Origin of the sequence: Pseudomonas ceruminis, from assembly GCF_021602025.1 — a bacterium.
Lineage (GTDB): Bacteria > Pseudomonadota > Gammaproteobacteria > Pseudomonadales > Pseudomonadaceae > Aquipseudomonas > Aquipseudomonas ceruminis.
Genome location: NZ_BQHW01000007.1, coordinates 166534 through 187590 on the forward strand (window position 1 = coordinate 166534; position 21057 = coordinate 187590).

At 63.1% G+C, this 21057-nt stretch carries 16 protein-coding genes and 2 pseudogenes; 13 read left to right on the forward strand and 5 right to left on the reverse strand.

Features of this window, described 5'->3' with window-relative positions; genetic code table 11:
• The first annotated feature begins 55 nt into the window (after positions 1-55).
• The 7 genes from L6D80_RS11285 to L6D80_RS11315 all read left to right on the forward strand — a co-directional run bounded on the left by L6D80_RS11285 (position 56) and on the right by L6D80_RS11315 (position 10330).
• A complete protein-coding gene (locus tag L6D80_RS11285; RefSeq protein ID WP_054900739.1) occupies positions 56-1942 on the forward strand; it encodes a DUF1302 domain-containing protein in 1887 nt (628 codons plus the stop codon).
• A 25-nt stretch (positions 1943-1967) separates the two neighbouring features.
• A complete protein-coding gene (locus tag L6D80_RS11290; RefSeq protein ID WP_176513540.1) occupies positions 1968-3332 on the forward strand; it encodes a DUF1329 domain-containing protein in 1365 nt (454 codons plus the stop codon).
• Positions 3333-3589: 257 nt separating this feature from the next.
• Entirely contained in the window at positions 3590-6307 is a 2718-nt protein-coding gene (locus tag L6D80_RS11295; protein ID WP_176513542.1) for a winged helix-turn-helix domain-containing protein, read from the forward strand.
• Positions 6308-6459: 152 nt separating this feature from the next.
• Positions 6460-8067: a tetratricopeptide repeat-containing response regulator gene (locus L6D80_RS11300; protein WP_176513544.1), complete on the forward strand. Its 1608-nt coding sequence runs from the start codon at positions 6460-6462 to the stop codon at positions 8065-8067.
• Positions 8064-8756, forward strand: a complete 693-nt coding sequence (locus tag L6D80_RS11305) for a sensor histidine kinase (RefSeq protein WP_054900743.1) — start codon at positions 8064-8066, stop codon at positions 8754-8756. Before L6D80_RS11300 ends, L6D80_RS11305 begins: the two co-directional genes overlap by 4 nt.
• Positions 8757-8852: 96 nt before the next feature.
• Positions 8853-9497 (forward strand): MBL fold metallo-hydrolase, encoded by a 645-nt coding sequence (locus L6D80_RS11310; RefSeq protein WP_054900744.1) that lies wholly within the window; start codon positions 8853-8855, stop codon positions 9495-9497.
• 110 nt (positions 9498-9607) lie between these two features.
• Positions 9608-10330 carry a YiaD family glycine zipper/OmpA-like lipoprotein gene (locus L6D80_RS11315; protein WP_054900745.1) on the forward strand — a complete coding sequence of 241 codons (723 nt, stop codon included), beginning with the start codon at positions 9608-9610 and terminating at the stop codon, positions 10328-10330.
• Positions 10331-10366: 36 nt separating this feature from the next.
• On the opposite strand, the gene pta is transcribed toward L6D80_RS11315, so the two are convergent.
• Together pta and L6D80_RS11325 are read right to left on the reverse strand one after the other, a co-directional pair.
• Positions 10367-12454: a phosphate acetyltransferase gene (gene pta / locus L6D80_RS11320; protein WP_176513546.1), complete on the reverse strand. Its 2088-nt coding sequence runs from the start codon at positions 12452-12454 to the stop codon at positions 10367-10369.
• Between the two features lie 31 nt (positions 12455-12485).
• Positions 12486-12788, reverse strand: a complete 303-nt coding sequence (locus L6D80_RS11325; protein WP_082422744.1) for a DUF3565 domain-containing protein — start codon at positions 12786-12788, stop codon at positions 12486-12488.
• Between L6D80_RS11325 and L6D80_RS11330 the strand changes: the two genes are divergently transcribed.
• The 3 genes from L6D80_RS11330 to L6D80_RS11340 all read left to right on the forward strand — a co-directional run bounded on the left by L6D80_RS11330 (position 12787) and on the right by L6D80_RS11340 (position 15128).
• Positions 12787-13272: an FKBP-type peptidyl-prolyl cis-trans isomerase gene (locus L6D80_RS11330; protein WP_054900786.1), complete on the forward strand. Its 486-nt coding sequence runs from the start codon at positions 12787-12789 to the stop codon at positions 13270-13272. The genes L6D80_RS11325 and L6D80_RS11330 overlap by 2 nt on opposite strands.
• 148 nt (positions 13273-13420) lie before the next feature.
• Positions 13421-13903 carry a glutathione peroxidase gene (locus L6D80_RS11335; protein ID WP_054900748.1) on the forward strand — a complete coding sequence of 161 codons (483 nt, stop codon included), beginning with the start codon at positions 13421-13423 and terminating at the stop codon, positions 13901-13903.
• A gap of 121 nt (positions 13904-14024) precedes the next feature.
• Entirely contained in the window at positions 14025-15128 is a 1104-nt protein-coding gene (locus tag L6D80_RS11340; protein ID WP_054900749.1) for an NADH:flavin oxidoreductase, read from the forward strand.
• Here the strand turns inward: L6D80_RS11340 and L6D80_RS11345 are convergent.
• Positions 15097-16311, reverse strand: a complete 1215-nt coding sequence (locus L6D80_RS11345; RefSeq protein WP_176513548.1) for a glycosyltransferase family 4 protein — start codon at positions 16309-16311, stop codon at positions 15097-15099. The genes L6D80_RS11340 and L6D80_RS11345 overlap by 32 nt on opposite strands.
• 266 nt (positions 16312-16577) lie before the next feature.
• On the opposite strand from L6D80_RS11345, the pseudogene L6D80_RS30270 reads away from it, so the two are divergent.
• Together L6D80_RS30270 and L6D80_RS30275 are read left to right on the forward strand one after the other, a co-directional pair.
• Positions 16578-17264, forward strand: a pseudogene (locus tag L6D80_RS30270) (PAS domain-containing protein); the annotation flags it as partial.
• Positions 17265-17375: 111 nt separating this feature from the next.
• Positions 17376-17804, forward strand: a pseudogene (locus tag L6D80_RS30275) (methyl-accepting chemotaxis protein); the annotation flags it as partial.
• A 63-nt stretch (positions 17805-17867) separates the two neighbouring features.
• Here the strand turns inward: L6D80_RS30275 and cysZ are convergent.
• On the reverse strand, positions 17868-18596 hold the full coding sequence (cysZ, locus tag L6D80_RS11355; protein ID WP_054900752.1) for a sulfate transporter CysZ: 729 nt from the start codon (positions 18594-18596) through the stop codon (positions 17868-17870).
• 331 nt (positions 18597-18927) lie between these two features.
• On the opposite strand from cysZ, the gene trxB reads away from it, so the two are divergent.
• Positions 18928-19890 (forward strand): thioredoxin-disulfide reductase, encoded by a 963-nt coding sequence (gene trxB, locus L6D80_RS11360; protein ID WP_054900753.1) that lies wholly within the window; start codon positions 18928-18930, stop codon positions 19888-19890.
• Positions 19891-20067: 177 nt separating this feature from the next.
• Here the strand turns inward: trxB and nadC are convergent, their stop codons facing one another.
• Positions 20068-20916: a carboxylating nicotinate-nucleotide diphosphorylase gene (nadC, locus tag L6D80_RS11365; RefSeq protein ID WP_176513552.1), complete on the reverse strand. Its 849-nt coding sequence runs from the start codon at positions 20914-20916 to the stop codon at positions 20068-20070.
• Positions 20917-21057 lie beyond the last annotated feature (141 nt).

Consider the following 21057-nt stretch of genomic DNA (forward strand, 5'->3'; position numbering starts at 1 on the left):
GGCCGTTCTTGAAAGGACTCACTGCCATAACAAAAAAGTACATGGAGTAGCGTCGATGACATCTGCAAACACGTTCTGGCGCCGGGCCAAGTTGCCCTTGGCCGTCAGCCTTGCTTCCACGCTCGCAAGTCCTGCTTTTGCGGTCAGTTTCAACATCGGGGAAATCGAAGGCCAGTTCGATTCGTCGCTCTCAGTCGGGGCCAGCTGGTCGACTGCCAACCCTAACAAGAACCTGATCGGGGTCAACAATGGCGGCAAGGGGCTGTCGCAGACCTCCGACGATGGCCACCTGAACTTCAAGAAAGGCGAAACCTTCTCGAAGATATTCAAGGGCATCCATGACCTGGAGCTCAAGTACGGCGACACCGGCGTGTTCGTGCGTGGCAAGTACTGGTACGACTTCGAACTGAAGGACGAGGGCCGCGAGTTCAAGGACATCAGCGATTCCGGTCGCAAGGAAGGCGCCAAGTCTTCCGGCGCGCAGTTGCTCGACGCGTTCGTCTACCACAACTACTCGATCGGCGATCAGCCAGGCTCGGTGCGCTTCGGTAAGCAGGTGGTGAGCTGGGGTGAGAGTACCTTCATCGGCGGGGGCATCAACTCGATCAACCCGATCGACGTGGCCGCCTTCCGCCGCCCGGGTGCCGAGATCAAGGAAGGCCTGATCCCGGTCAACATGTTCTACATCTCGCAGAGCCTGACCGACAACCTCTCGGCCGAGGCGTTCTACCAGATCGAGTGGGACCAGACCGTCGTCGACAACTGCGGTACCTTCTTCTCCCAGCCTGACATCATCGCCGATGGTTGCAGCAACAACCTGCGCGTGCTCAACAGCAGCCGCACAGTGCCCGGCGCGGCGCAGCAGTTCCTCGCCACCCGTGGCGTGGATATCAACGAAGAGGGCGTGATGGTGGCCCGTGGCGCCGACCGGGACGCCCGCGACAGCGGCCAGTTCGGTGTGGCCATGCGCTACATGTTCGAGCCGCTCGATACCGAGTTCGGCGCCTACTTCATGAACTACCACAGCCGGGCGCCGATCTTCAGCGCCACCGGTGCCTCACCGTCGGTCTTCGCCGGCTTGAGCGCGCTGCCGGCGCAATTGCGCACGCTGGCGCCGCTGATCGTGGCGGGCAACTCCAAGTACTTCGTCGAGTACCCCGAGGACATCCGCCTGTATGGCCTGAGCTTCTCTACCACACTGCCCACTGGCACCGCCTGGAGCGGTGAGATCAGCTACCGGCCGAATGCGCCAGTGCAGTTGAACACCACCGACATTCTGTTTGCCGGTGTACGTCCGATCGGCGGCGCACTGGCCAACGCGTCGCTGCTCAGCGGCACCCCGGGTGAAGACCTGCACGGTTACCGCCGCAAGGAAATCACCCAGTTCCAGACCACCCTGACGCATTTCTTCGACCAGGTGATGGGCGCCAGCCGCATGACGGTGGTCGGCGAACTGGGCGTTACCCACGTCGGTGGTCTGGAGAGTGCGCATGATGTCCGCTATGGCCGCGACCCGGTGTTCGGCCCCGGCCCGCTGCCGGCAACCGGTGGCGCCGATACCTGCCAGGCGCTGAACGCCAGCACCATCGCTGGCGCCGGCCCCGGCGCCTCGACCACCAACCTCAACCGCAAGTGCGAAAACGACGGCTACACCACCAGTACCTCCTGGGGTTATCGCGCCCGGGTCATCTGGGACTACAACGACGTGTTTGCCGGGGTCAACCTCAAGCCCAACGTGGCCTGGTCGCATGACGTGTCCGGTTACTCGCCAGGCCCTGGCGGCAACTTCGAGGAAGGCCGCAAGGCAATCAGCCTGGGCCTGGACGCCGAGTACCAGAACACCTACACCGCCAGCCTGTCGTACACCAACTTCTTCGACGGCAAGTACAGCACCGTGGATGATCGCGACTTTGTCGCCCTCAGCTTCGGCGTGAACTTCTAAGCACACAGATCCAGGACGACACGACATGAACAAGACCAGAAGTCTGCTGCAAGCCGGTGTGCTGGGCCTGTCCCTGCTGGCGACCAGCGTCATGGCTGCGGTTTCCGCCGACGAAGCGGCAAAGCTGGGCAGCACCCTGACGCCCATGGGCGCAGAAAAGGCCGGTAACGCCGATGGCTCCATCGGCCCATGGCAACCGCTGGCCAAGACCGCCGGCAGTGTGGATGCCAAGGGTTTCCTTTCCAACCCATACGGCAGCGACAAACCGTTGTTCACCATCACGGCGCAGAACGTCGAGCAGTACAAGGACAAGCTCTCGCCGGGCCAGGTGGCGATGTTCAAGCGCTACCCAGACACCTTCAAGATCCCGGTGTACAAGACCCACCGAGGTGCCACGGTGCCTGACGAGGTGTTCGCCGCCATCAAGAAAAATGCTACCGCTACCACGCTGGTCGAAGGCGGCAACGGCCTCAACAACTTCCTGACGGCCGTGCCGTTCCCGATCCCCAAAAGCGGCCTTGAAGTGATCTGGAACCACATAACCCGTTACCGCGGCGGCAGCGTGACCCGTCTGGTGACCCAGGCCACACCGCAGCAGAATGGCTCGTACAGCCTGGTGTATTTCCAGGACCAGTTCGTCTTCCGCGATCGGATGAAGGACTACGACCCTAACAACCCGGGCAACATCCTCTTCTACTTCAAGCAGGAAGTGACCGCGCCAGCGCGCTTGGCCGGTACCGTACTGCTGGTGCACGAGACGCTCGACCAGGTGAAGGAACCGCGCAAGGCGTGGATCTACAATGCCGGCCAGCGCCGCGTGCGCCAGGCGCCGCAGGTGTCGTATGACGGCCCCGGCACTGCGGCCGATGGCCTGCGGACTTCGGACAACCTGGACATGTACAACGGTGCGCCAGACCGTTACGACTGGAAGCTCGAAGGCAAGAAGGAGATGTACATTGCTTCCAACGCCTACAAGCTGGACGATCCGAAGCTCAAGTACGCCGATATCCTGAAGGCAGGGCACATCAATCAGGACCTGACCCGTTACGAGCTGCGCCGGGTGTGGCATGTGGTCGCCACGCTCAAGCCGGGCCAGCGGCACATCTACGCCAAGCGTGACTTCTACATCGACGAGGACACCTGGCAGGCTGCGGTGATCGACCAGTATGACGGCCGTGGCCAGCTGTGGCGCGTTTCCGAGGCGCATGCCCAGGACTACTACAACGTGCAGGTGCCGTGGTACACGCTGGAGGCTATCTACGACCTGCAATCGGGCCGTTACCTGGCCCTTGGCATGAAAAACGAAGAGAAAAAAGCCTACGACTTCGGTTTCAGCGCCAGCAAGGCTGACTTCCAGCCAGCGGCTCTGCGCCAATCGGGCATTCGTTAAGCGCTGTTCGCAACGCCTTGTCATCTCCCAGAACGCCCCGGCTTGCCGGGGCGTTTCTGTTCCGGCCCTGCCCAGGCCAATAAGGCCGGTGAATGCTTCGCCAAAGCCCCGTGACAGCGCCTGTCTGTCAGCGATGTTGCTTTTTGTTGTAGTCTTTTTCGGGCCAATGGCGCCCATCATCTTCAAATGTGCGGCGTTACCCGCTAGTCTCGCAACAATCCGTACCGCCGTAGTCTTCCAATTAGAACGAGCCGGCCATGACAGATCTGTCCCGTACGCATGGATTCGCCAGCCAGGCCCTCGGCCTGCTGGACGGGCGTTTCTTCCGGCCACCGCTACCGGATGGCCACGTGCCGCGTGCGCGCTTGTGCCAGCGCCTGCAAGCCGGCCTCGCGGGGCGCCTGCTGCTAGTGAATGCCCCGGCGGGTTTCGGCAAGAGCTCCCTGGCTATCGAGTTTTCCGAGTCGCTGCCCGAGCATTGGCGCAGCCTCTGGCTGGGCCTCAGCCAGCGCGATGCCGACCCCGGTCGCTTTCTGGAGCGCCTGCTCGAAGGCCTGCAGCAATATTGCCCAGCCTTGGGTGGCCAGGCCATGGGCCTGCTGAAAATGCGCCAGCGCCATCAGCCGTTTGCCTATGAAGAATGGCTCGATGGCCTGCTCGATGAGCTGGCCCTGCACCTGCAGGCCGATACACCTTTGCTGCTGGTGCTGGACGACTATCACCTGGCTCAGGGGCCGGTGCTCGATCGCTGCCTGCAGTTTTTCCTCAATCACCTGCCAAGCGGCCTGGTGCTGCTGATTACCAGCCGCCAGCGGCCGGGCTGGCACCTGGCGCGGCTGCGCCTGTCACGGCAATTGGTCGAGCTCAACGAACAGGATCTGCGCCTGACGCCCGATGAAGCGCTGGCAGTGCTCGGCCGCCAGCCTACAGGGCTGCGTGGCCAAGCGCTGGATAACCTGATCCAGCGCAGCGACGGTTGGGTGGCCGGGTTGCGCTTCTGGCAGCTGGCGGCCAGCGAGTCCGGCGATGAGCATACCTTGCCGCAGGCCTTGCATGGCGGTGAAGGCCTGATTCGCGATTACCTGCTCGAAGAGGTCATCGATATCCTCCCCGCAGAGGTACAGTCGTTCTTGTTCGAGACCGCGTGCCAGGAGCGTTTCTGCGCCGCATTGTGCGATGCGCTGCGTGAACGCACCGACAGCGCTGCCACGCTCAGCTACCTTCAGTCCCATCAAGTGTTTCTGGTGCCGCTGGACGAGCACGGCGACTGGTACCGCTACCACCATCTGTTCTCCGACCTATTGCGCAGCCGCCAGTCCAGCGTGCCGCAGGCACACCTGCACCTGCGCGCCTGCCGCTGGTTCCAGGCCCAGGGGTTGCTCGACGAAGCGGTAGAGCAGGCGCTGCGTGCTGGCCACCTCGATGTTGCCGCAGACCTGGTCCAGAGCCTGTCCGAGGAGCAACTGCTGGCGGAGCAGAACGTCGGCATGCTGCTGCGCTGGAAGATGGACCTGCCCGACAGCCTGCTGATCAGCACCCCACGCTTGATCGTGCTGTACAGCTGGGCACTGGGCCTGGCCTGCCAACTGGATGCGGCGCAGGAGCTGGCCAGCTACCTCAGCCGCTTCCTGCCTGCCCCCTCGGCAACGGCGCAAAAGTCCATGCTGGCGCAATGGCTCGCGCTGAGCGGGGTGATCGCCCGTGGCCGTGGCGATCGTGAGCGCACCTTGGCCTACTGCGAAGAGGCCCTGCAGAGCCTGCCAGGCAAGCGTTATGGTCAGCGCCTGGTGTGCCTGTCGACGTTGTCCAACCTGGCGATTGCCGATGCGGACTTCTGGCGAGCTCGCGGCTGGAACCGTGAGGCGTTGGAGCTGGCTCAGCGGGTGGGCAACCCCTTGTTCGAGGCCTTGGCTCACTACGATCGTGCCCGCGTGCTGCATGCCCGGGGCGAGGCGCTGCGTGCACTGAGCGAGGTGCGCCAGGGCCTGCAGCGGCTGCAGGGGCTATCGGCGCAGCGCCTGTATGCCGTGCGTGCGCGGCTGACCCTGTACGAGGGCTACCTGCTGGTGGCACGTCTGCAACCTGCGCAAGGGCGCGCCCGCCTGCGGGCCGGGCTGGGTGAGGCACGTGCCTGTCGTGACATCAGTGTGCTGATCGGCCACTGCGTAATCGCTTCGCTCGATGGCCGTGAGGGCCATTATGCCGAAGCCTTCGCCGAGCTTGCCGAGGCGGAGCGGTTGATGCACATCTGGGATGTGCCGCCGGTGTTCTACCTGGCCATGATCACGCTGGTGAAGTGCGAGTTGTGGCTGAGCCAGGGGCGAATCGACCTGGCCGAGTCCTGGTTGCTACGCCTGGGCCAGACATACGGCGGCGAACAGCCAGCGGCGGCACCCGAGTTCCACCCGTTGCTGCCGCTGCACATCGAATTGCAGCAAGCCTTGCTCGAGCGCATTCAGGGCCGCACTGATGAGGCCGCCAGGCGTCTGCACGGCCTGGTCGAGCAGGGCCAGGCCAGCGGCGGCATGATGTTGGCCCTCAACGCCCTGTGCCAATGGATTGCCTTGGCGCTTGAGCAGGGGAAGGAGGCGCACGCCGCCGAGCTTCTGCCGGCGGCCATGGCGGCGGCGCAAGGTGGCGTGTTGCAGCCTTTTCAGCGCCTGGTCGAACTGCATCCCTTGTGGCTGCGGGAGCAGTTGCTTGCGCGTGTCGCCTGCAAGGTTCAGGTGGAGTTGCTGGCCCGCCTACCCGCCTTGGCCGTACCCGGTGGCAGCACCGGTGAGGCTTTGAGTGGCCGTGAGCTGGCCGTGCTCGAATTGATCGCTCAGGGTTGTTCGAACCAGCAGATCAGTGAGCGGCTGTTCATATCACTGCACACCGTCAAGACCCACGCCAGCCATATCAACAGCAAACTGGGGGTGGAGCGGCGTACCCAGGCCGTGGCGCGCGCCAAGTCGCTGGGCTTGCTGGCCTGATCGTAGCCACGGGCGTGATGGCTCGCTAAAATGATGGCTCAAAGCCATTATTGCGCGTTGCGCTCATCTTTCCAGACCGGTGGCCGATACAAGGGTCGGCGGTACGCATCGCCACGCACACTCCTCCCCATCATCCAAGACAGGTTGTGTTGATGCTGCAGTACGGGCAAAAGAGCTTTCTGATCGTCGACGACTTCACCGATTTCCGCACGTCGACGCGTTCCATGCTGCGCGAACTGGGCGTTCGTGACGTGGACACTGCCGACAGCGGTGAACAGGCCCTGCGCATGTGCGGGCAGAAGCGCTATGACTACATACTCCAGGACTTCCACCTTGGTGACGGCAAGAAAAACGGCCAGCAGGTGCTCGAGGACCTGATCCTCGACAAGCTGATCAGCCACGAGTGTGTCTTCATCATGGTGACTGCCGAGAGCAGCCAGGCCATCGTGCTCAGCGCCCTCGAACACGAGCCTGATGCGTACCTGACCAAGCCGTTCAACCGCGTCGGCCTGGCCCAGCGGCTGGAGAAACTGACGCAGCGCAAAACCTTGCTCAAGCCGATACTCCAGGCGCTGGACCGTGGTCGTCCTGCTGAAGTACTGGCCGCTTGCGCCGAGCTGTGCAAGAAAGACCCGCGTTTCGCACCGCTGTGCCTGCGCTACCGCGCCGATGCTCTGCGCGATCTCAACCGTTTCGATGAGTTGGAGAAGTTCCTCAAGGCCATCCTCGCCAGCCGCCCGCAACCATGGGTGTACTCGGCACTGGGCAGCCTGATGCACAAGCGCGGCCAGAATGCCCAGGCCCAGGGTGTCTACGAACAGGCGCTCAAGGCGTTCCCGATCATGCCTGGCCTGTACGATGGCATGGCCAACGTGCTGGTGGCCCAGGGTGAAACCAAGCGTGCGCAGCACATGCTCGAGGAGGCCGTGCGCCTTTCGCCTCTGGCCGTGCGCCGTCAGGCCGCACTGGGCAAGCTGGCGCTGGACAACGAAGATTTCGAGAGCGCGTCCAAGGCGTTTCGCCACGCGGTGAACCAGGGCCAGAGCTCGCGCTACAAAGATGCCGAGAGCAACCTCGGGCTGGTGCAGGCATTGATGAACAAGAACGCAGGCTTCGGCCTGGATGCGCGCACCCGCGTCGAAATCAACACCGTGCTCAGTGAGGTAGCCAAGGACAACGTCGAGGACCAGGGCCTGCAAGTGCGTGCGCGCCTGATGAAGGCCGCCAGCCTGCAGCAGGCAGGCGATGCGGAAACGGCGGCCAAACTGACCGAGCAGGCCATGCAGCGGCTGGACAAGATGGACCAGTTCTTCTCGGTCGAGGCCGCCCTGACAGTGGCCAAGCAACTGCAGGCGCTTGGCCAGGAAGCCGCTGGCAGTACCATCCTCAGGGGCTGCGTGGAAACCTACGGTGACGATCCTAGCGTGATGCAAAGCGTGGCCAGGCTGACTGACGACCCCGGTGTGCTCGGTGCCGTCACCGAGGCGGTCGACCTCAACCGTCAGGGAGTACGCAGCTACCAGGCCGGGCAGCTCAACGAGGCCTTGCAGATGTTCCGCAAGGCCTTGTCATTGCAGCCCAAGAACATCAGTATTGCCCTGAACACGGCCCAGGCGCTGCTGCGCATCGGTGGCGAAACCACGCCGCCGGCGATCTTGCAGGAGTGCCGCAACTGCCTGACCAGCGTGGCTGGAATACCTGCCAGCGACAGCCGCTATGACCGCTATCGCAAATTGCACATCAAGGTTTTCGGCGCATGAGCCAGGACAATCAGGGGCTGGATTTTTCCACGGTGATCGCCTCCACCGTGCACGACCTGAAAAACTCGCTGTCTGCGCTCATCCAGTCCCACGACCAGTGGCTGGCGCGCCTGCCCGAGGCGCTGCGTGGCGGCACCGAGCAAGGGGTGATCGAACACGAGTTCCGCCACCTCAACGGCATGCTGGTGCAGTTGCTGGGGTTGTACAAGCTGGGTGTCAACCAGTTGCCGGTGTGCCCGGACTACCATGAGCTGGACGATTTCATCGAAGCCCAGCTGGCTGCCCACCAGCAAGTGCTGGAGCATAACGACATCCTCGCCACCTGGCGGATCGACGGTGACAACCCATTGGGCTTTTTCGATCGTGAGCTGGTGGCGTCGGTGATTGCCAATGTGGTCACCAATGCCACCCGGTATGCCGGGCACGCGCTGCTGATCAGCATCGAGGAAGAAAACGAGCAGTTGGTGATCAGCGTCAACGATGACGGCCCTGGCTACCCAGCGCGAATGCTTGAGCGGCAGCAGGATTACGTTCAGGGCATCGATGCGCAAAGCGGCAGCACCGGGCTTGGCCTGTACTTCGCGGCGCGGATTGCGGCATTGCATGAGCGTAACGGTGTACGCGGGCGGATCGAGATTGCCAATGGCGGGACGCTTGGGGGTGGGTTGTTCAGGTTGTATCTACCCTGATTTTGCGGGGCTTGCGGCTCCAGCTGCGCTGGGACTGCATAATTGCCTCCCTGACATTGGCAGCGATAACATCCGGGCAGTCGTCAGGAGTTTCCCATGAGCGCTGCCCCAACCACCTTAATTCGTGAAACCTTCCCGGTAGGCCCTTTGCAGTGTAACTGCACCCTGATTGGCGACCCGCTGACCAGAAAAGCCATCGTCGTCGATCCCGGCGGCGACCCGGACAAGATCCTCGCCCGCCTGCAGGCCCACGGCTTGACACTGGTGAGCATCATCCACACCCACGCCCACTTCGATCACTTCCTCGCTTCGGGCCAGCTCAAGGCGCTCACCGGCGCCACGCTGCACCTGCACAAGGACGACCAGCCGCTGTGGGACAACCTGCAGATGCAGTGCCAGATGTTCGGGGTGCCCTACACGCCGGTACCGCCGCCTGACCGCTGGCTGGGCGACGACGAAGAGCTGGCCTGCGGCTGTGGTGTGGCGTTGCACACACCCGGGCACACGCCGGGGTCGATGAGTTTCTGGTTCGCTGACGCCAAACTGCTGATTGCCGGGGATACCCTGTTCCGCCGTGGTATCGGCCGTACCGATTTGTGGGGCGGCGATCAGCGGGCTATCGTTCGTTCGATCAAGGAGCGGCTGTACCGCCTGGATGAAGAGGCCATCGTGGTCACCGGCCATGGCCCGGATACCCGCCTGGGTGACGAGATGCGCGAGAACCCGTTCGTACGGGCCTGAGCCCGCATGAACAGTGTTTCATGGAATTATTTCGCCCACCTGCAATCCAAGCCTGGCATCGTTCCGTATGCGATCTGCCGCACATATGAATTTTTTGTAGGAGCTTGTCCATGTTCACCATGCGTCGTCTGATTATCGTCGCAACCGCCGCAGCCCTGATGACCGGCTGCGCCGGGCAGAACCCTTATGACAGCCAAGGCCAGGCGCAGGGCGATTCTACGGGGATGAGCAAGACCGCCAAGTACGGCGGCCTGGGCGCGTTGGCCGGTGCCATCGCCGGTGCCGCCATCGATCACAACCACCGTGGCAAAGGCGCGTTGATTGGCGCCGCCGCAGTGGGTGCCGCCGCCGCCGGTTACGGCTACTACGCCGACAAACAGGAAGCCGAGCTGCGCGCGCAGATGGCCAATACAGGCGTCGAGGTACAGCGCCAGGGTGACCAGATCAAGTTGATCATGCCGGGCAACATCACCTTCGCCACCGACTCGGCGAATATTGCACCGAGCTTCTATGCGCCACTGAACAACCTGGCCAGCTCGTTCAAACAGTTCAACCAGAACACCATTGAAGTGGTCGGTTTCACCGACAGCACCGGCAGCCGCCAGCACAACATGGACCTGTCGCAGCGCCGCGCTCAATCGGTCGGTACCTACCTGACGTCCCAAGGTGTGGACGCTTCGCGTGTGTCGATTCGCGGCATGGGCCCGGACCAGCCGATTGCGAGCAACGCCGATGCCAATGGCCGTGCGCAGAATCGTCGAGTCGAGGTCAACCTGAAGCCCATCCCGGGCCAGCAGTATGACCAGCAGGGTCAGGTTCAGCAGTACCCCTGATTGGCCTGCGGGGCTGCCAATGCAGCCCCGCAGCCTTTAACGCACGACGCTGGCCTGAATCGCGGTCAGGGCGATGGTATGCACGATGTCGTCCACCTGCGCCCCCCGCGGCAAGTCGTTCACCGGCTTGCGCAGCCCCTGGAGCATCGGGCCCAGGCTGACCCCGTCGGTACTGCGCTGCACTGCCTTGTGGGTGGTATTACCGGTATTGAGGTCGGGGAACACGAACACAGTGGCACGCCCGGCCACCGCGCTGTCCGGGGCCAGCTGGCGGGCAATGTCCGGGTTGGCGGCGGCGTCGTACTGCAGCGGGCCATCGATCAACAGGCCCGTTTGCGTTTCCTGGGCCAGGCGCGTCGCTTCGCGCACCTTCTCCACTTCCTCATCGCTCGCCGAATCGCTTGAATAGCTGATCATTGCCACCCGTGGCGCAATGCCGAAGGTGTGTGCCGATTCGGCGCTCTGGCGGGCGATTTCCGCCAGCTCGTTGGCACTGGGGTGCGGGTTCATCACACAGTCGCCGTATACCAGCACCTGCTCGGGGAACAGCATGAAGAATACCGACGACACCAGGCTCGCCCCCGGGGCGGTCTTGATCAACTGCAGCGCAGGTCGGATGGTGTTGGCGGTGGAGTGCACCAGGCCCGACACCAGGCCATCGACTTCGTCGAGCGCCAGCATCATGGTGCCGATCACCACCGGGTCCTCCAACTGCTGCTCGGCCATCGGCGCATTGAGGTTCTTGCTCTTGCGCAGGTTGACCATGGGTTCGACATAGCGCCCGCGAATCAGCTCGGGGTCGAGGATTTCCAGGTCAGCTGGCAGGGTGATGCCTTGTGCGCGGGCCACCGCTTCGACGGCTTCGGGCTTGGCCAATAGCACGCAACGGGCAATCCCACGCGCCTGGCAGATGGCGGCGGCCTGCACCAGCAGGGGCTCGGCGCCTTCGGGCAGGACGATGCGCTTGTTGGCCTGTTGGGCCCTCTGAATCAACTGGTAACGGAATACCGCCGGTGACAGGCGCAGCTCACGCGGCGTGCCACAGCGCTGGTGCAGCCACTCGGCGTCGAGGTGGCTGGCGACGAAGTCGGTGATGAATTCGGCGCGCTCGCGGTCATCCACCGGTATCTCGCGGTTGAGCGAGTTGAGCTGGTTGGCTGTGTCATAGGAGCCGGTGCTTACCGAGAGGATCGGCAGGCCTGCCTGCAAGGCCCCGCGGCACAGGCCGAGAATGCGAGCGTCGGGTTTGCTGTCGCTGGTCAGCAGCAGGCCGGCCAGCGGTACGCCGTTGATCGCTGCCAGGCTCACGGCGAGGATGATATCGTCGCGGTCGCCCGGCGTTACCACCAGGGTGCCAGGGGTCAGCAGCGGCACGGTGTTGGCCACGGTACGCGCGCAGATGATGATCTTGTTCATGCGCCGCTGCTCGTAATCGCCGGCATTGAGCACCTGAGCGCCAAGCAGTTCGGCCACGTCGCGGGAGCGCGGGGCGTTCAGTTCGGGCTGATAGGGGATGCAACCGAGCAGGCGGAAATCATTGCTACGCAGCAGGGGCGAGTGCTCGCGCAGGCGCGTGGCGAATTCGCCCATGCTCTCGTCGGTGCGAACCTTGTTGAGGATCACCCCCAGGACTTTGGGGTCGCGTGGGCCGCCGAACAGCTGGGCCTGCAACTCCACGCGCCCGGACAATTCGCTGAGCACTTCGTTTTCTGGCGCCGAGACCAGGATCACCTCGGCATCCAGGCTTTTGGCCAGGTGCAGGTTGACCCGCGCGGCATAGCTGGCGTGACGCGTCGGCACCATGCCTTCGACCACCACTACGTCATTGCCGATGCAGGCTTGCTGATAGAGGCGGATGATTTCTTCGAGCAGCTCGTCCAGTTGGCCATCGCCCAGCATGCGTTCGACCTGGGCCAGGCTCAGGGGCAACGGCGGCTTGATGCCGTGGGTGCGGGCGACCAGTTCGGTGGAGCGCTCCGGCCCCGTGTCGCCCGGGTGGGGCTGGGCGATCGGCTTGAAGAAGCCAACCTTGAGCCCGGCACGTTCCAAGGTACGCACCAGGCCCAGGCTGATGGAGGTCAGGCCGACACCAAAGTCGGTCGGCGCAATGAAAAATGTCTGCATGCGTGCTTCTCGAAATAAGCGGTGCAAAAAATTAACGGCCAAGGGTAGCGTTATCGGCCTGCCGTGCACACCAGCCACAGGCGAACGCCTGGCCAATGCGTTGTGCCCGCTGTTGAGGGTCGAGCACCCAAGGGCGTGCCTGCCACGGTGGTTGGTGGCGCAGGTGCTGGGTATGGCCGCAGGACAGCTCGACCACCCAGTGGCCATCCGGGTCCTGGTGAAAGCCCGTGATCCGACTGATGGGCCTCTGCTTGTCCGAGCTGCGTTCGCAATCGGGCGATGCCTTGGTTACACTTGTCCGCTCTACATACTTTTGCAAAAGGTCTTGCCCCATGCTGATCGCCGCCAACAAGGCAGTCTCCATCGACTATACCCTGACCAACGACGCCGGGGAGACCATCGACAGCTCCGCCGGTGGCGCGCCGCTGGTTTACCTGCACGGTGCCGCCAACATCATCCCGGGCCTGGAAAAAGCCCTGGAAGGCAAGCAAGCCGGTGACGAGCTGGACGTTACCATCGAGCCGGAAGAGGCCTACGGCGAATACCTGGCCGAACTGGTCAGTACCCTGAACCGCAGCCTGTTCGAAGGCGTCGACGAGCTGGAAGTGGGCATGCAGTTCCACGCTTCGGCGCCGGATGGCCAGATGCAGATCGTCACTATCCGCGACATCGATGGCGACGACGTCACCGTTGACGGCAACCACCCACTGGCCGGCCAGCGCCTGAACTTCAAGGTCAAGGTCGTCGACGTGCGTGATGCCAGCGAAGAAGAAATCGCTCACCGCCACATCCATGGTGAAGGTGGCCATCACCACTGATTTTCTGCGCTAAGCTCAGAGAGTCGCCAGGCGCTCGGACAAGCCGACAGGCCTCCCCCCGCGGGGAGTTGCACGGCTTGGATGAGCGCCTTTTTAGTGGGCGCGATTCGCCCCAGCGGCAACCGGGAACCTGAGAGGGGATTTCAACATGAGTGCATTTCACGACCTGACGTTAAAGGCGCTGGATGGCCAGGACCTGCCCCTGGCTCCGTTCAAGGGCCAGGTGGTGCTGGTGGTCAATGTCGCCTCCAAGTGTGGCCTGACGCCGCAATACGCTTCGTTGGAAAAGTTGCAGCAGCAGTTCAAGGACAAAGGTTTCAGCGTGCTTGGCTTGCCCTGTAACCAGTTTGCCGGGCAAGAGCCTGGCAGCGACAAAGAAATTCAGGCGTTTTGCACCCTCAATTACGGCGTGAGCTTTGCGCTGGGTGCCAAGCTTGAGGTGAACGGGCCGCAGCGTCATTCGCTGTACCGGTTGCTGGCGGGTGAGGGGGCAGAGTTCCCAGGTGACATCACCTGGAACTTCGAGAAGTTTCTAGTGGGCAAGGATGGGCGGGTGCTGGCACGGTTTGCCCCGCGCACGCCGCCAGATGATCCTGCAGTGGTGCAGGCTATCGAAAAAGCACTGGGCTGACTATTCGGGCCGCGGTGCGGCCCCACCCATGACCCAGAATCACCCGGATCAATAATGCTAGGCCAGGCGCTGCGGTCGCCCTAACCTCAGGCGTATTTCCTCATGCAGACGGAAGCGCCCCATGCCTAGCAACCCACTGTTCCAGCCCTTCACCCTCGGCGCGCTCGAGCTGCCGACCCGTGTCGTCATGGCGCCAATGACCCGCACCTTCTGCCCCGGTGGCATTCCCCATGACGGCGTGATCGAGTATTACCGTCGCCGCGCCGCTGCCGGCGTGGGCCTGATCATCACCGAGGGCACCACGGTCGGGCACAAAGCGGCCAATGGCTACCCCAATGTTCCGCGTTTTCATGGCCAGGAGGCGCTGCAGGGGTGGAAACGTGTGGTTGACGCTGTGCATGGCGCAGGCGGGCGAATCGTGCCGCAGCTCTGGCACGTGGGCGCCGTGCGACGCCTGGGCACCGAGCCGGATGCCAGCGTGCCCGGCTACGGGCCGAGCGAGAAGATCAAGGACGGTCAGCGAGTGGTGCACGGCATGAGCCACGAGGACATCCGTGAGGTGATCGCTGCGTTCGCCCAGGCGGCGCGTGATGCCCAGGCCATTGGTATGGATGGGGTGGAGATTCATGGTGCCCATGGCTACCTGATCGACCAGTTCTTCTGGGCAGCCAGCAACCAGCGGGACGATGAGTACGGCGGCGACCTGGCTGGCCGCTCGCGTTTTGCCATTGAGCTGATCCAGGCGGTTCGGGCTGCAGTGGGGCCGGATTTCCCGATCATTTTCCGCTTCTCGCAGTGGAAGCAGCAGGACTACAGCGCACGCCTGGTAGAAACGCCGGAGGCGCTGGGCGCTTTCCTCAAGCCGTTGTCCGAAGCCGGTGTGGATATCTTCCATTGCTCCACTCGACGGTTCTGGGAGCCGGAATTCGAAGGCTCCCAGCTCAACCTGGCGGGGTGGACCCGCACATTGACCGGGAAGCCGACCATCACCGTGGGCAGCGTCGGGCTCGATGGCGAGTTTCTTCAATTCATGGTCGATACCGACAAGGTCGCCAGGCCGGCCAGCCTGGAAGACTTGTTGCGGCGCCTGGGTGATGAAGAGTTCGACCTGGTGGCCGTCGGCCGTGCATTGCTGGTGGACGCCGAGTGGGCGCAAAAAGTCCGCGAAGGGCGTGAAGCAGACGTATTGCCGTTCAGCCGCGAGGCACTGACGACCCTGGCTTGATCGCCAGCGTGGTCCCGGCCGCTTCGCCCACGCCCGGCATCGCGTGGTAGGCATTGGACAGGTGCGCCTCGAATTGCTCGACGATCGCCGGCCAACCCTGGCGGCTGGCATGCTGACGGGCATTGAGGCGTACCCGGCGCAGGGTTTCGCTTTCTTCGAGCAGCCAGCACGCCGCATCAATGAAGGCCGCCTGGTCCCCCGGCATGGCCAATGCACCGCTGTGGCCGTGGCGGATATGCTGGGCGGCCGCGGCTTCGTCGTAGGCGACCACCGCCAGCCCGGACGCCATGGCTTCGAGCACCACGTTGCCAAAGGTTTCAGTCAGGCTCGGGAACAGGAACAGGTCGCCGCTGGCGTAGTGTTCGGCCAGTACTTCCCCGCGCAGGGCGCCGCAGAACACGGCATCTGGTAGATGCTGTTGGAGGCTGGCCCGTTGTGGGCCGTCGCCCACGATCACCAGCCGTAAGCGCTGCTGTGGATAAGTCTTTTGCAATGCATCCAGGCAGGGGCGCATCAGGGTCAGGTTCTTTTCCGCAGCCAGGCGTCCTACATGCAGCACGGCGATGTCGTCCGCGCCCAGCCCCCAGGCCTCACGCAGCACCTGGTTGCGCCGGGCCGGGTTGAACAGGCAGGCATCGACGCCCCGGGCCATCAAGGCCAGGCGCTCGAAGCCGCGCCGCTCAAGTTCCAGGCGTTGGCTGGCACTGGGTACCAGGGTGGCGGCGGTACGCCGGTGGAACCAGCGCAAGTAATGGGTGAGCAGCCGCGCCAACAGGCCCAGGCCGTACTGGCCGGAGTACTGTGGGAAGTTGGTGTGAAAACCACTGACCACCGCAATGCCCAGCCGCCTGGCAGCGCGCAGCGCACTCAGCCCCAGCGGGCCTTCGGTGGCGATGTACAACACATCGGGCCGCTGCCTGCTCCAGCGGCGCAGCAATTTGTGCATCGACACCTCACCCCATTGCAGGCCAGGGTAGCCTGGCAACGCCCACCCCCGGCACAACAGCAGCGCCGGGTCGTCGCTCGCAGGCCCTTCGCCGGCTTGCCGCGGCCGCACGATCTCCACCCAGTGCCCGCGTTGTCGCAGGCCGTCGCTCAGGCGACCAAGGGTATTGGCCACCCCATTGATTTCGGGTGGGAAGGTTTCGCTGACGAGGGTTATGCGTAGAGCAGGTGTATTCATGACAAAAAGTGTCCGCCTACTGCATTGCGCTCATGTGACGGCTTGGTGACACGCTGATGACGCCTGATTTCTGGCATTCGCCTTTGCGAATATTTCCTTGCGGGCCGCTCAAGAACTTCCCCGCAGCAGCCGATGAAGATGCATTCGATCAGGTGATTCGCTCCGGGAGAGCGGTGATGTTCAACAGCAAGCTCAAGAAAGAAATCCAGCAACTGCGCGAAGAGCTGATGTGCGTCGAGCAGGTCAAGAGCAGCCTCGACAGTGAAATGTTGGTGCTCCAGCTTGACCCGCAAGGGCGGATCGAGCAGGTCAACAGCAATTTCGAGAAAGAAATGCTCTACCGCGCCGAGCAACTGATCGGGCGTAACATCGAGGAGATCGTGCCGGCACATGTGAAGAAGCTCGACTTCTATCAGCGCATGCACAGCGCGATCACCCGCGGTGAACACCTTAACGGAGCATTCCGCCTACTGCGCGGCAACGGTGAGGAGGCGTGGTTGCGTTCGATCCTGCAGCCGGTCAAGAGCGGCGACGGACGCATCAAGCATTTCTCGATGCACTCCAGCGACCTGACCCGCACCATCGAAACCTCACGCGAGCACGAGAGCCTCATCAAGGCGTTGATGCGCTCCACGGCAGTAATCGAATTCAACCTCGACGGCCAGGTCCTGACCGCCAACGACCGCTTCCTGCAGACGGTGGGTTACAGCCTGGAGCAGATTCGCGGCAAGCATCACCGCATATTCTGTGAGCCGGAGCAGGCAAACGCTACTGGCTATCAGGCGTTCTGGGAAAAGCTGCGCCGTGGCGAGTACGTGGCCGATCGTTTCAAGCGGATCGATGCCCATGGACGCACGGTATGGCTGGAGGCGTCCTATAACCCGATCTTCGACGCCCATGACGTGCTGTACAAGGTAGTCAAGTTCGCCACTGTGATCACCGACCAGGTCAATCAGGAGCAGGCGGTGGCACAGGCAGCAGACATTGCCTACAACACCTCGCTTGAAACCGACAACAGTGCGCGCAAGGCCACCGATGTAGTGACCCAGACCGTGCAGGTGATGCGCGGCCTGGAAGGGTCGATGCAGGATGCCGCCGAGGGCATTCAGGCGCTGGACAAGCAGTCGAAAGTGATTGGCGCGATCATCAAGACCATCAGCGACATTGCCGGGCAGACTAACCTGCTGGCGCTCAATGCGGCCATCGAAGCGGCACGTGCCGGTGAGCAGGGCCGTGGCTTCGCTGTGGTCGCCGACGAAGTGCGTCAGCTCGCCTCACGTACCAGTGCCGCTACCGAAGAGATCGCCAAGGTGGTGCAGCAGAACGAACAGCTGGCCCAGGCGGCAGTGGACATCATCGACACCAGCAAGCGCCAGGCCGAACAGGGCCTGGCACTGGCCGCGGATACCGGTGGGGTAATCGTCGAGATTCAGGACGGGGCGAAGAAGGTGGTGGATGCGGTGGGGCAGTTTTCCAGCCAGCTCAGCCAATAAGCGATCGATGCAGGAGCGGCCCTGCCGGGGCGCTCCTGCAGACACTGCGCGTCGTCAGAGTGCTCAGTGACGCTCGCGCACCCAGAACAATGTCGCCCCGGCCACTGCTGCCGGCATCATCAGCACGTTCACACCGGGGATAAGCAACGCCAGGTAGGTGATGCCGCCAAAGCCCATGCTCTGCCAGCGCTTCTGGCGCAACCAGGCGAGCATGTCCTGCCAGCTCATCTTGTTGTTGTCCGCCGGGTAGTCGATGTACTGGATGGCCATCATCCACACACCGAACACCAGCCACAGCGGCGCGGCGATCACATTGACCACCGGGATGAACGACAGGATGAACAGGCCGATGGCACGCGGCAGAAAATAACCCAGCTTGCGCATCTCGCGGCTGAACGTGCGCGGCACCATAGCCACCAGTTCGCCCCAGCTGAAGGCAGGGAAGTTGTCTTCGCCACGCACCACCACCTCGACTTTCTCGGCCAGAAAACCATTGAACGGTGCGGCGATGAGGTTGGCCACCAAGGTGAACGTGAAGAACACCATCAACACCAGCAAGGCGACGAACAGCGGCCAGAGAATGTAGCTGAGAAAACTCAGCCAGTCTGGCAGCGCCGGTATCAAGGCATCGAGCCATAGCCTGAACTGGTGGCCAGCGAAGTAGATCAGGCCACCGAACAGCAGCACGTTGACCGCCAGCGGCAGCAGGACGAACAACCGCAGGTTGGGACTCAGCACCAGTTTCAGGCCTTCGCGCAGGTACTGGGGGCCGGAGAGGACAGGGGCTTGCATCGGGATACTCCGCAGAGAAGGGAAAACGCGCTGACCTTACCGGCTTTGCCACGCCGACGAAAGGTGGGGGCAGGGCGGGACACCGCCTGTAACAAAAGCGCCAGGGCCGTTTCCATAGGTGAATTTCACGTATAGAGGTTGCCTATGAGGTGGATTGTCGAAGGATATTTCCTTAATCTCTGCCACCTCGCTACAGTGCGCTCAACTTTCCGGTTTATGGGCCTGCGCGTTGTAGCCTTCCCCAAGTGCTGCGTGGGTCCTTTTTAATTTCCAGCTGGCGCAGCCGGTATATCGATGCCGGCCCCTGCGGCCCGCTCGACAGGAGTTCGACATGTCTGAAGTACGTCATTCGCGCGTCATCATCCTCGGTTCCGGCCCTGCCGGTTACAGCGCTGCGGTCTACGCCGCCCGCGCCAACCTCAAGCCGCTGCTGATCACCGGCATGCAGGCTGGCGGCCAGCTGACCACCACCACCGAAGTCGACAACTGGCCAGGTGACCCCCACGGCCTGACCGGCCCGGCCCTGATGCAGCGCATGCAGGAACACGCCGAGCGTTTCGAGACCGAGATCGTGTTCGACCACATCAACGCCGTCGACCTGGCCAACAAACCTTTCACCCTGACGGGCGACAGCGGCACCTACACCTGTGACGCACTCATTGTCGCTACCGGTGCCAGCGCTCGCTACCTGGGCCTGCCGTCGGAAGAAGCCTTCATGGGCAAGGGCGTTTCGGCCTGCGCTACCTGCGACGGTTTCTTCTATCGCAACAAGCCGGTCGCTGTGGTCGGCGGCGGCAACACCGCTGTGGAAGAGGCGCTGTACCTGGCCAACATCGCCAGCAAGGTGACCCTGGTCCATCGTCGCGACACGTTCCGCGCCGAGAAAATCCTGGTCGACAAGCTGCACGCCCGGGTCGCCGAAGGCAAGATCGAGCTCAAGCTCAACGCCACCCTGGATGAAGTATTGGGTGACAACATGGGCGTGACCGGTGCGCGCCTGAAAAACAACGACGGCAGCAGCGACGAAATCAAGGTCGATGGCGTGTTCATCGCCATTGGCCACACCCCGAACACCTCGCTGTTCGAAGGCCAGCTGACCCTGAAGGACGGCTACCTGGTGGTCAACGGTGGACGTGAAGGCAACGCGACTGCCACCAATGTCGAAGGCGTGTTCGCGGCAGGCGACGTGGCTGACCACGTGTACCGTCAGGCCATCACCTCGGCCGGTGCTGGCTGCATGGCAGCGCTGGATGTCGAGCGTTACCTGGACGGCCTGGCCAACGCTTCGTTCTGATTCATGCCCTGAAACACCGCCTTCTGGCTATACCGGTCAGTTGGCGCTAGCGAGGCTGCTACGCAGCCCGTCGCCAACAAGCCCGCTCCCACAGGGATAGCGCATTTCCTGGTCCATTGCGCCAAACCTGTGGGAGCGGGCTGCTTGGTGAAGGCGCCCGTCCAGCCGCCGCCTGCCTTACAGGCTCAGCCGCATCGACAGGTCGACTGCCTTCACATTCTTGGTCATCGCCCCTATCGAGATGTAGTCCACACCCGTCTCGGCAATCACCCGCAACGTGCTCTCGTTCACCCCGCCACTGGCCTCGAGCTTGGCCTTGCCAGCGGTAATGCGCACGGCTTCGCGCATCTGATCCTGGGTCAATTCGTCGAGCATGATGATATCGGCGCCTGCGCTCAGTGCCTGACGCAGTTCATCCAAACTTTCCACTTCGATTTCAACCGGTTTGCCTGGGGCGATCCGGTGTGCCGCAGCGACTGCTTCGGACACGCCACCGCTGGCGGCAATGTGGTTTTCCTTGATCAGGAAGGCGTCATACAGGCCGATACGGTGGTTGTGGCAACCCCCACACGTCACCGCGTACTTCTGCGCCAGGCGCAGCCCTGGCAGGGTTTTGCGGGTGTCGAGCAGGCGTACCTGGGTGCCCTCCACCAGGTCGGCGAGCATGCGGGCCCGGGTGGCCACGCCCGACAGCATCTGCAGGAAGTTCAGCGCGCAGCGCTCGCCGCTGAGCAGCGAGCGTGCCGGGCCTTCGAGGTGGAACAGTACCTGGTTGGCCGTCGCTCGTTCGCCATCGGCCACCTGCCAGTGCACGGCCACCCGCGGATCGAGCTGACGGAAGACGGCGTCGACCCACGCGGTGCCGGCGATCACGCAGTCTTCGCGGGTGATGATGGTTGCCTTGGCCAGGCGCTCGGCCGGAATAAGCTGCGCGGTAATGTCACCACTGCCAATGTCCTCCAGCAGCGCACGGCGTACGTTGGCTTCGATCTCGGCAGTCAGGTCGGCAAGGCGTAGGTTCGGCATGTTCGGCTCCACAAGCTAGATGCCGGCGATTATAGGGCAGGGGGCCGGTCTGTACAGCCGCCATCCAGCCGAGCTTGGGCCGGGCAGCGCGGGTAAGCCCTCAAAAAACAGCGTCTTTGACGGGGCAGGCACGCGGTGCTG

What these genes read in the sequence shown, in the direction of transcription:
- L6D80_RS11330 (WP_054900786.1), top strand. Translation starts at nt 12,787, where the DNA reads ATGCTGATCGCCGCCAACAAGGCAGTCTCCATCGACTATACCCTGACC.
- cysZ (WP_054900752.1), bottom strand. Translation starts at nt 18,596, where the DNA reads ATGCAAGCCCCTGTCCTCTCCGGCCCCCAGTACCTGCGCGAAGGCCTG.
- L6D80_RS11310 (WP_054900744.1), top strand. Translation starts at nt 8,853, where the DNA reads ATGAGCGCTGCCCCAACCACCTTAATTCGTGAAACCTTCCCGGTAGGC.
- trxB (WP_054900753.1), top strand. Translation starts at nt 18,928, where the DNA reads ATGTCTGAAGTACGTCATTCGCGCGTCATCATCCTCGGTTCCGGCCCT.
- pta (WP_176513546.1), bottom strand. Translation starts at nt 12,454, where the DNA reads ATGCAGACATTTTTCATTGCGCCGACCGACTTTGGTGTCGGCCTGACC.
- L6D80_RS11335 (WP_054900748.1), top strand. Translation starts at nt 13,421, where the DNA reads ATGAGTGCATTTCACGACCTGACGTTAAAGGCGCTGGATGGCCAGGAC.
- L6D80_RS11290 (WP_176513540.1), top strand. Translation starts at nt 1,968, where the DNA reads ATGAACAAGACCAGAAGTCTGCTGCAAGCCGGTGTGCTGGGCCTGTCC.
- L6D80_RS11305 (WP_054900743.1), top strand. Translation starts at nt 8,064, where the DNA reads ATGAGCCAGGACAATCAGGGGCTGGATTTTTCCACGGTGATCGCCTCC.
- L6D80_RS11300 (WP_176513544.1), top strand. Translation starts at nt 6,460, where the DNA reads ATGCTGCAGTACGGGCAAAAGAGCTTTCTGATCGTCGACGACTTCACC.
- L6D80_RS11315 (WP_054900745.1), top strand. Translation starts at nt 9,608, where the DNA reads ATGTTCACCATGCGTCGTCTGATTATCGTCGCAACCGCCGCAGCCCTG.
- nadC (WP_176513552.1), bottom strand. Translation starts at nt 20,916, where the DNA reads ATGCCGAACCTACGCCTTGCCGACCTGACTGCCGAGATCGAAGCCAAC.
- L6D80_RS11285 (WP_054900739.1), top strand. Translation starts at nt 56, where the DNA reads ATGACATCTGCAAACACGTTCTGGCGCCGGGCCAAGTTGCCCTTGGCC.
- L6D80_RS11295 (WP_176513542.1), top strand. Translation starts at nt 3,590, where the DNA reads ATGACAGATCTGTCCCGTACGCATGGATTCGCCAGCCAGGCCCTCGGC.
- L6D80_RS11340 (WP_054900749.1), top strand. Translation starts at nt 14,025, where the DNA reads ATGCCTAGCAACCCACTGTTCCAGCCCTTCACCCTCGGCGCGCTCGAG.
- L6D80_RS11325 (WP_082422744.1), bottom strand. Translation starts at nt 12,788, where the DNA reads ATGGGGCAAGACCTTTTGCAAAAGTATGTAGAGCGGACAAGTGTAACC.
- L6D80_RS11345 (WP_176513548.1), bottom strand. Translation starts at nt 16,311, where the DNA reads ATGAATACACCTGCTCTACGCATAACCCTCGTCAGCGAAACCTTCCCA.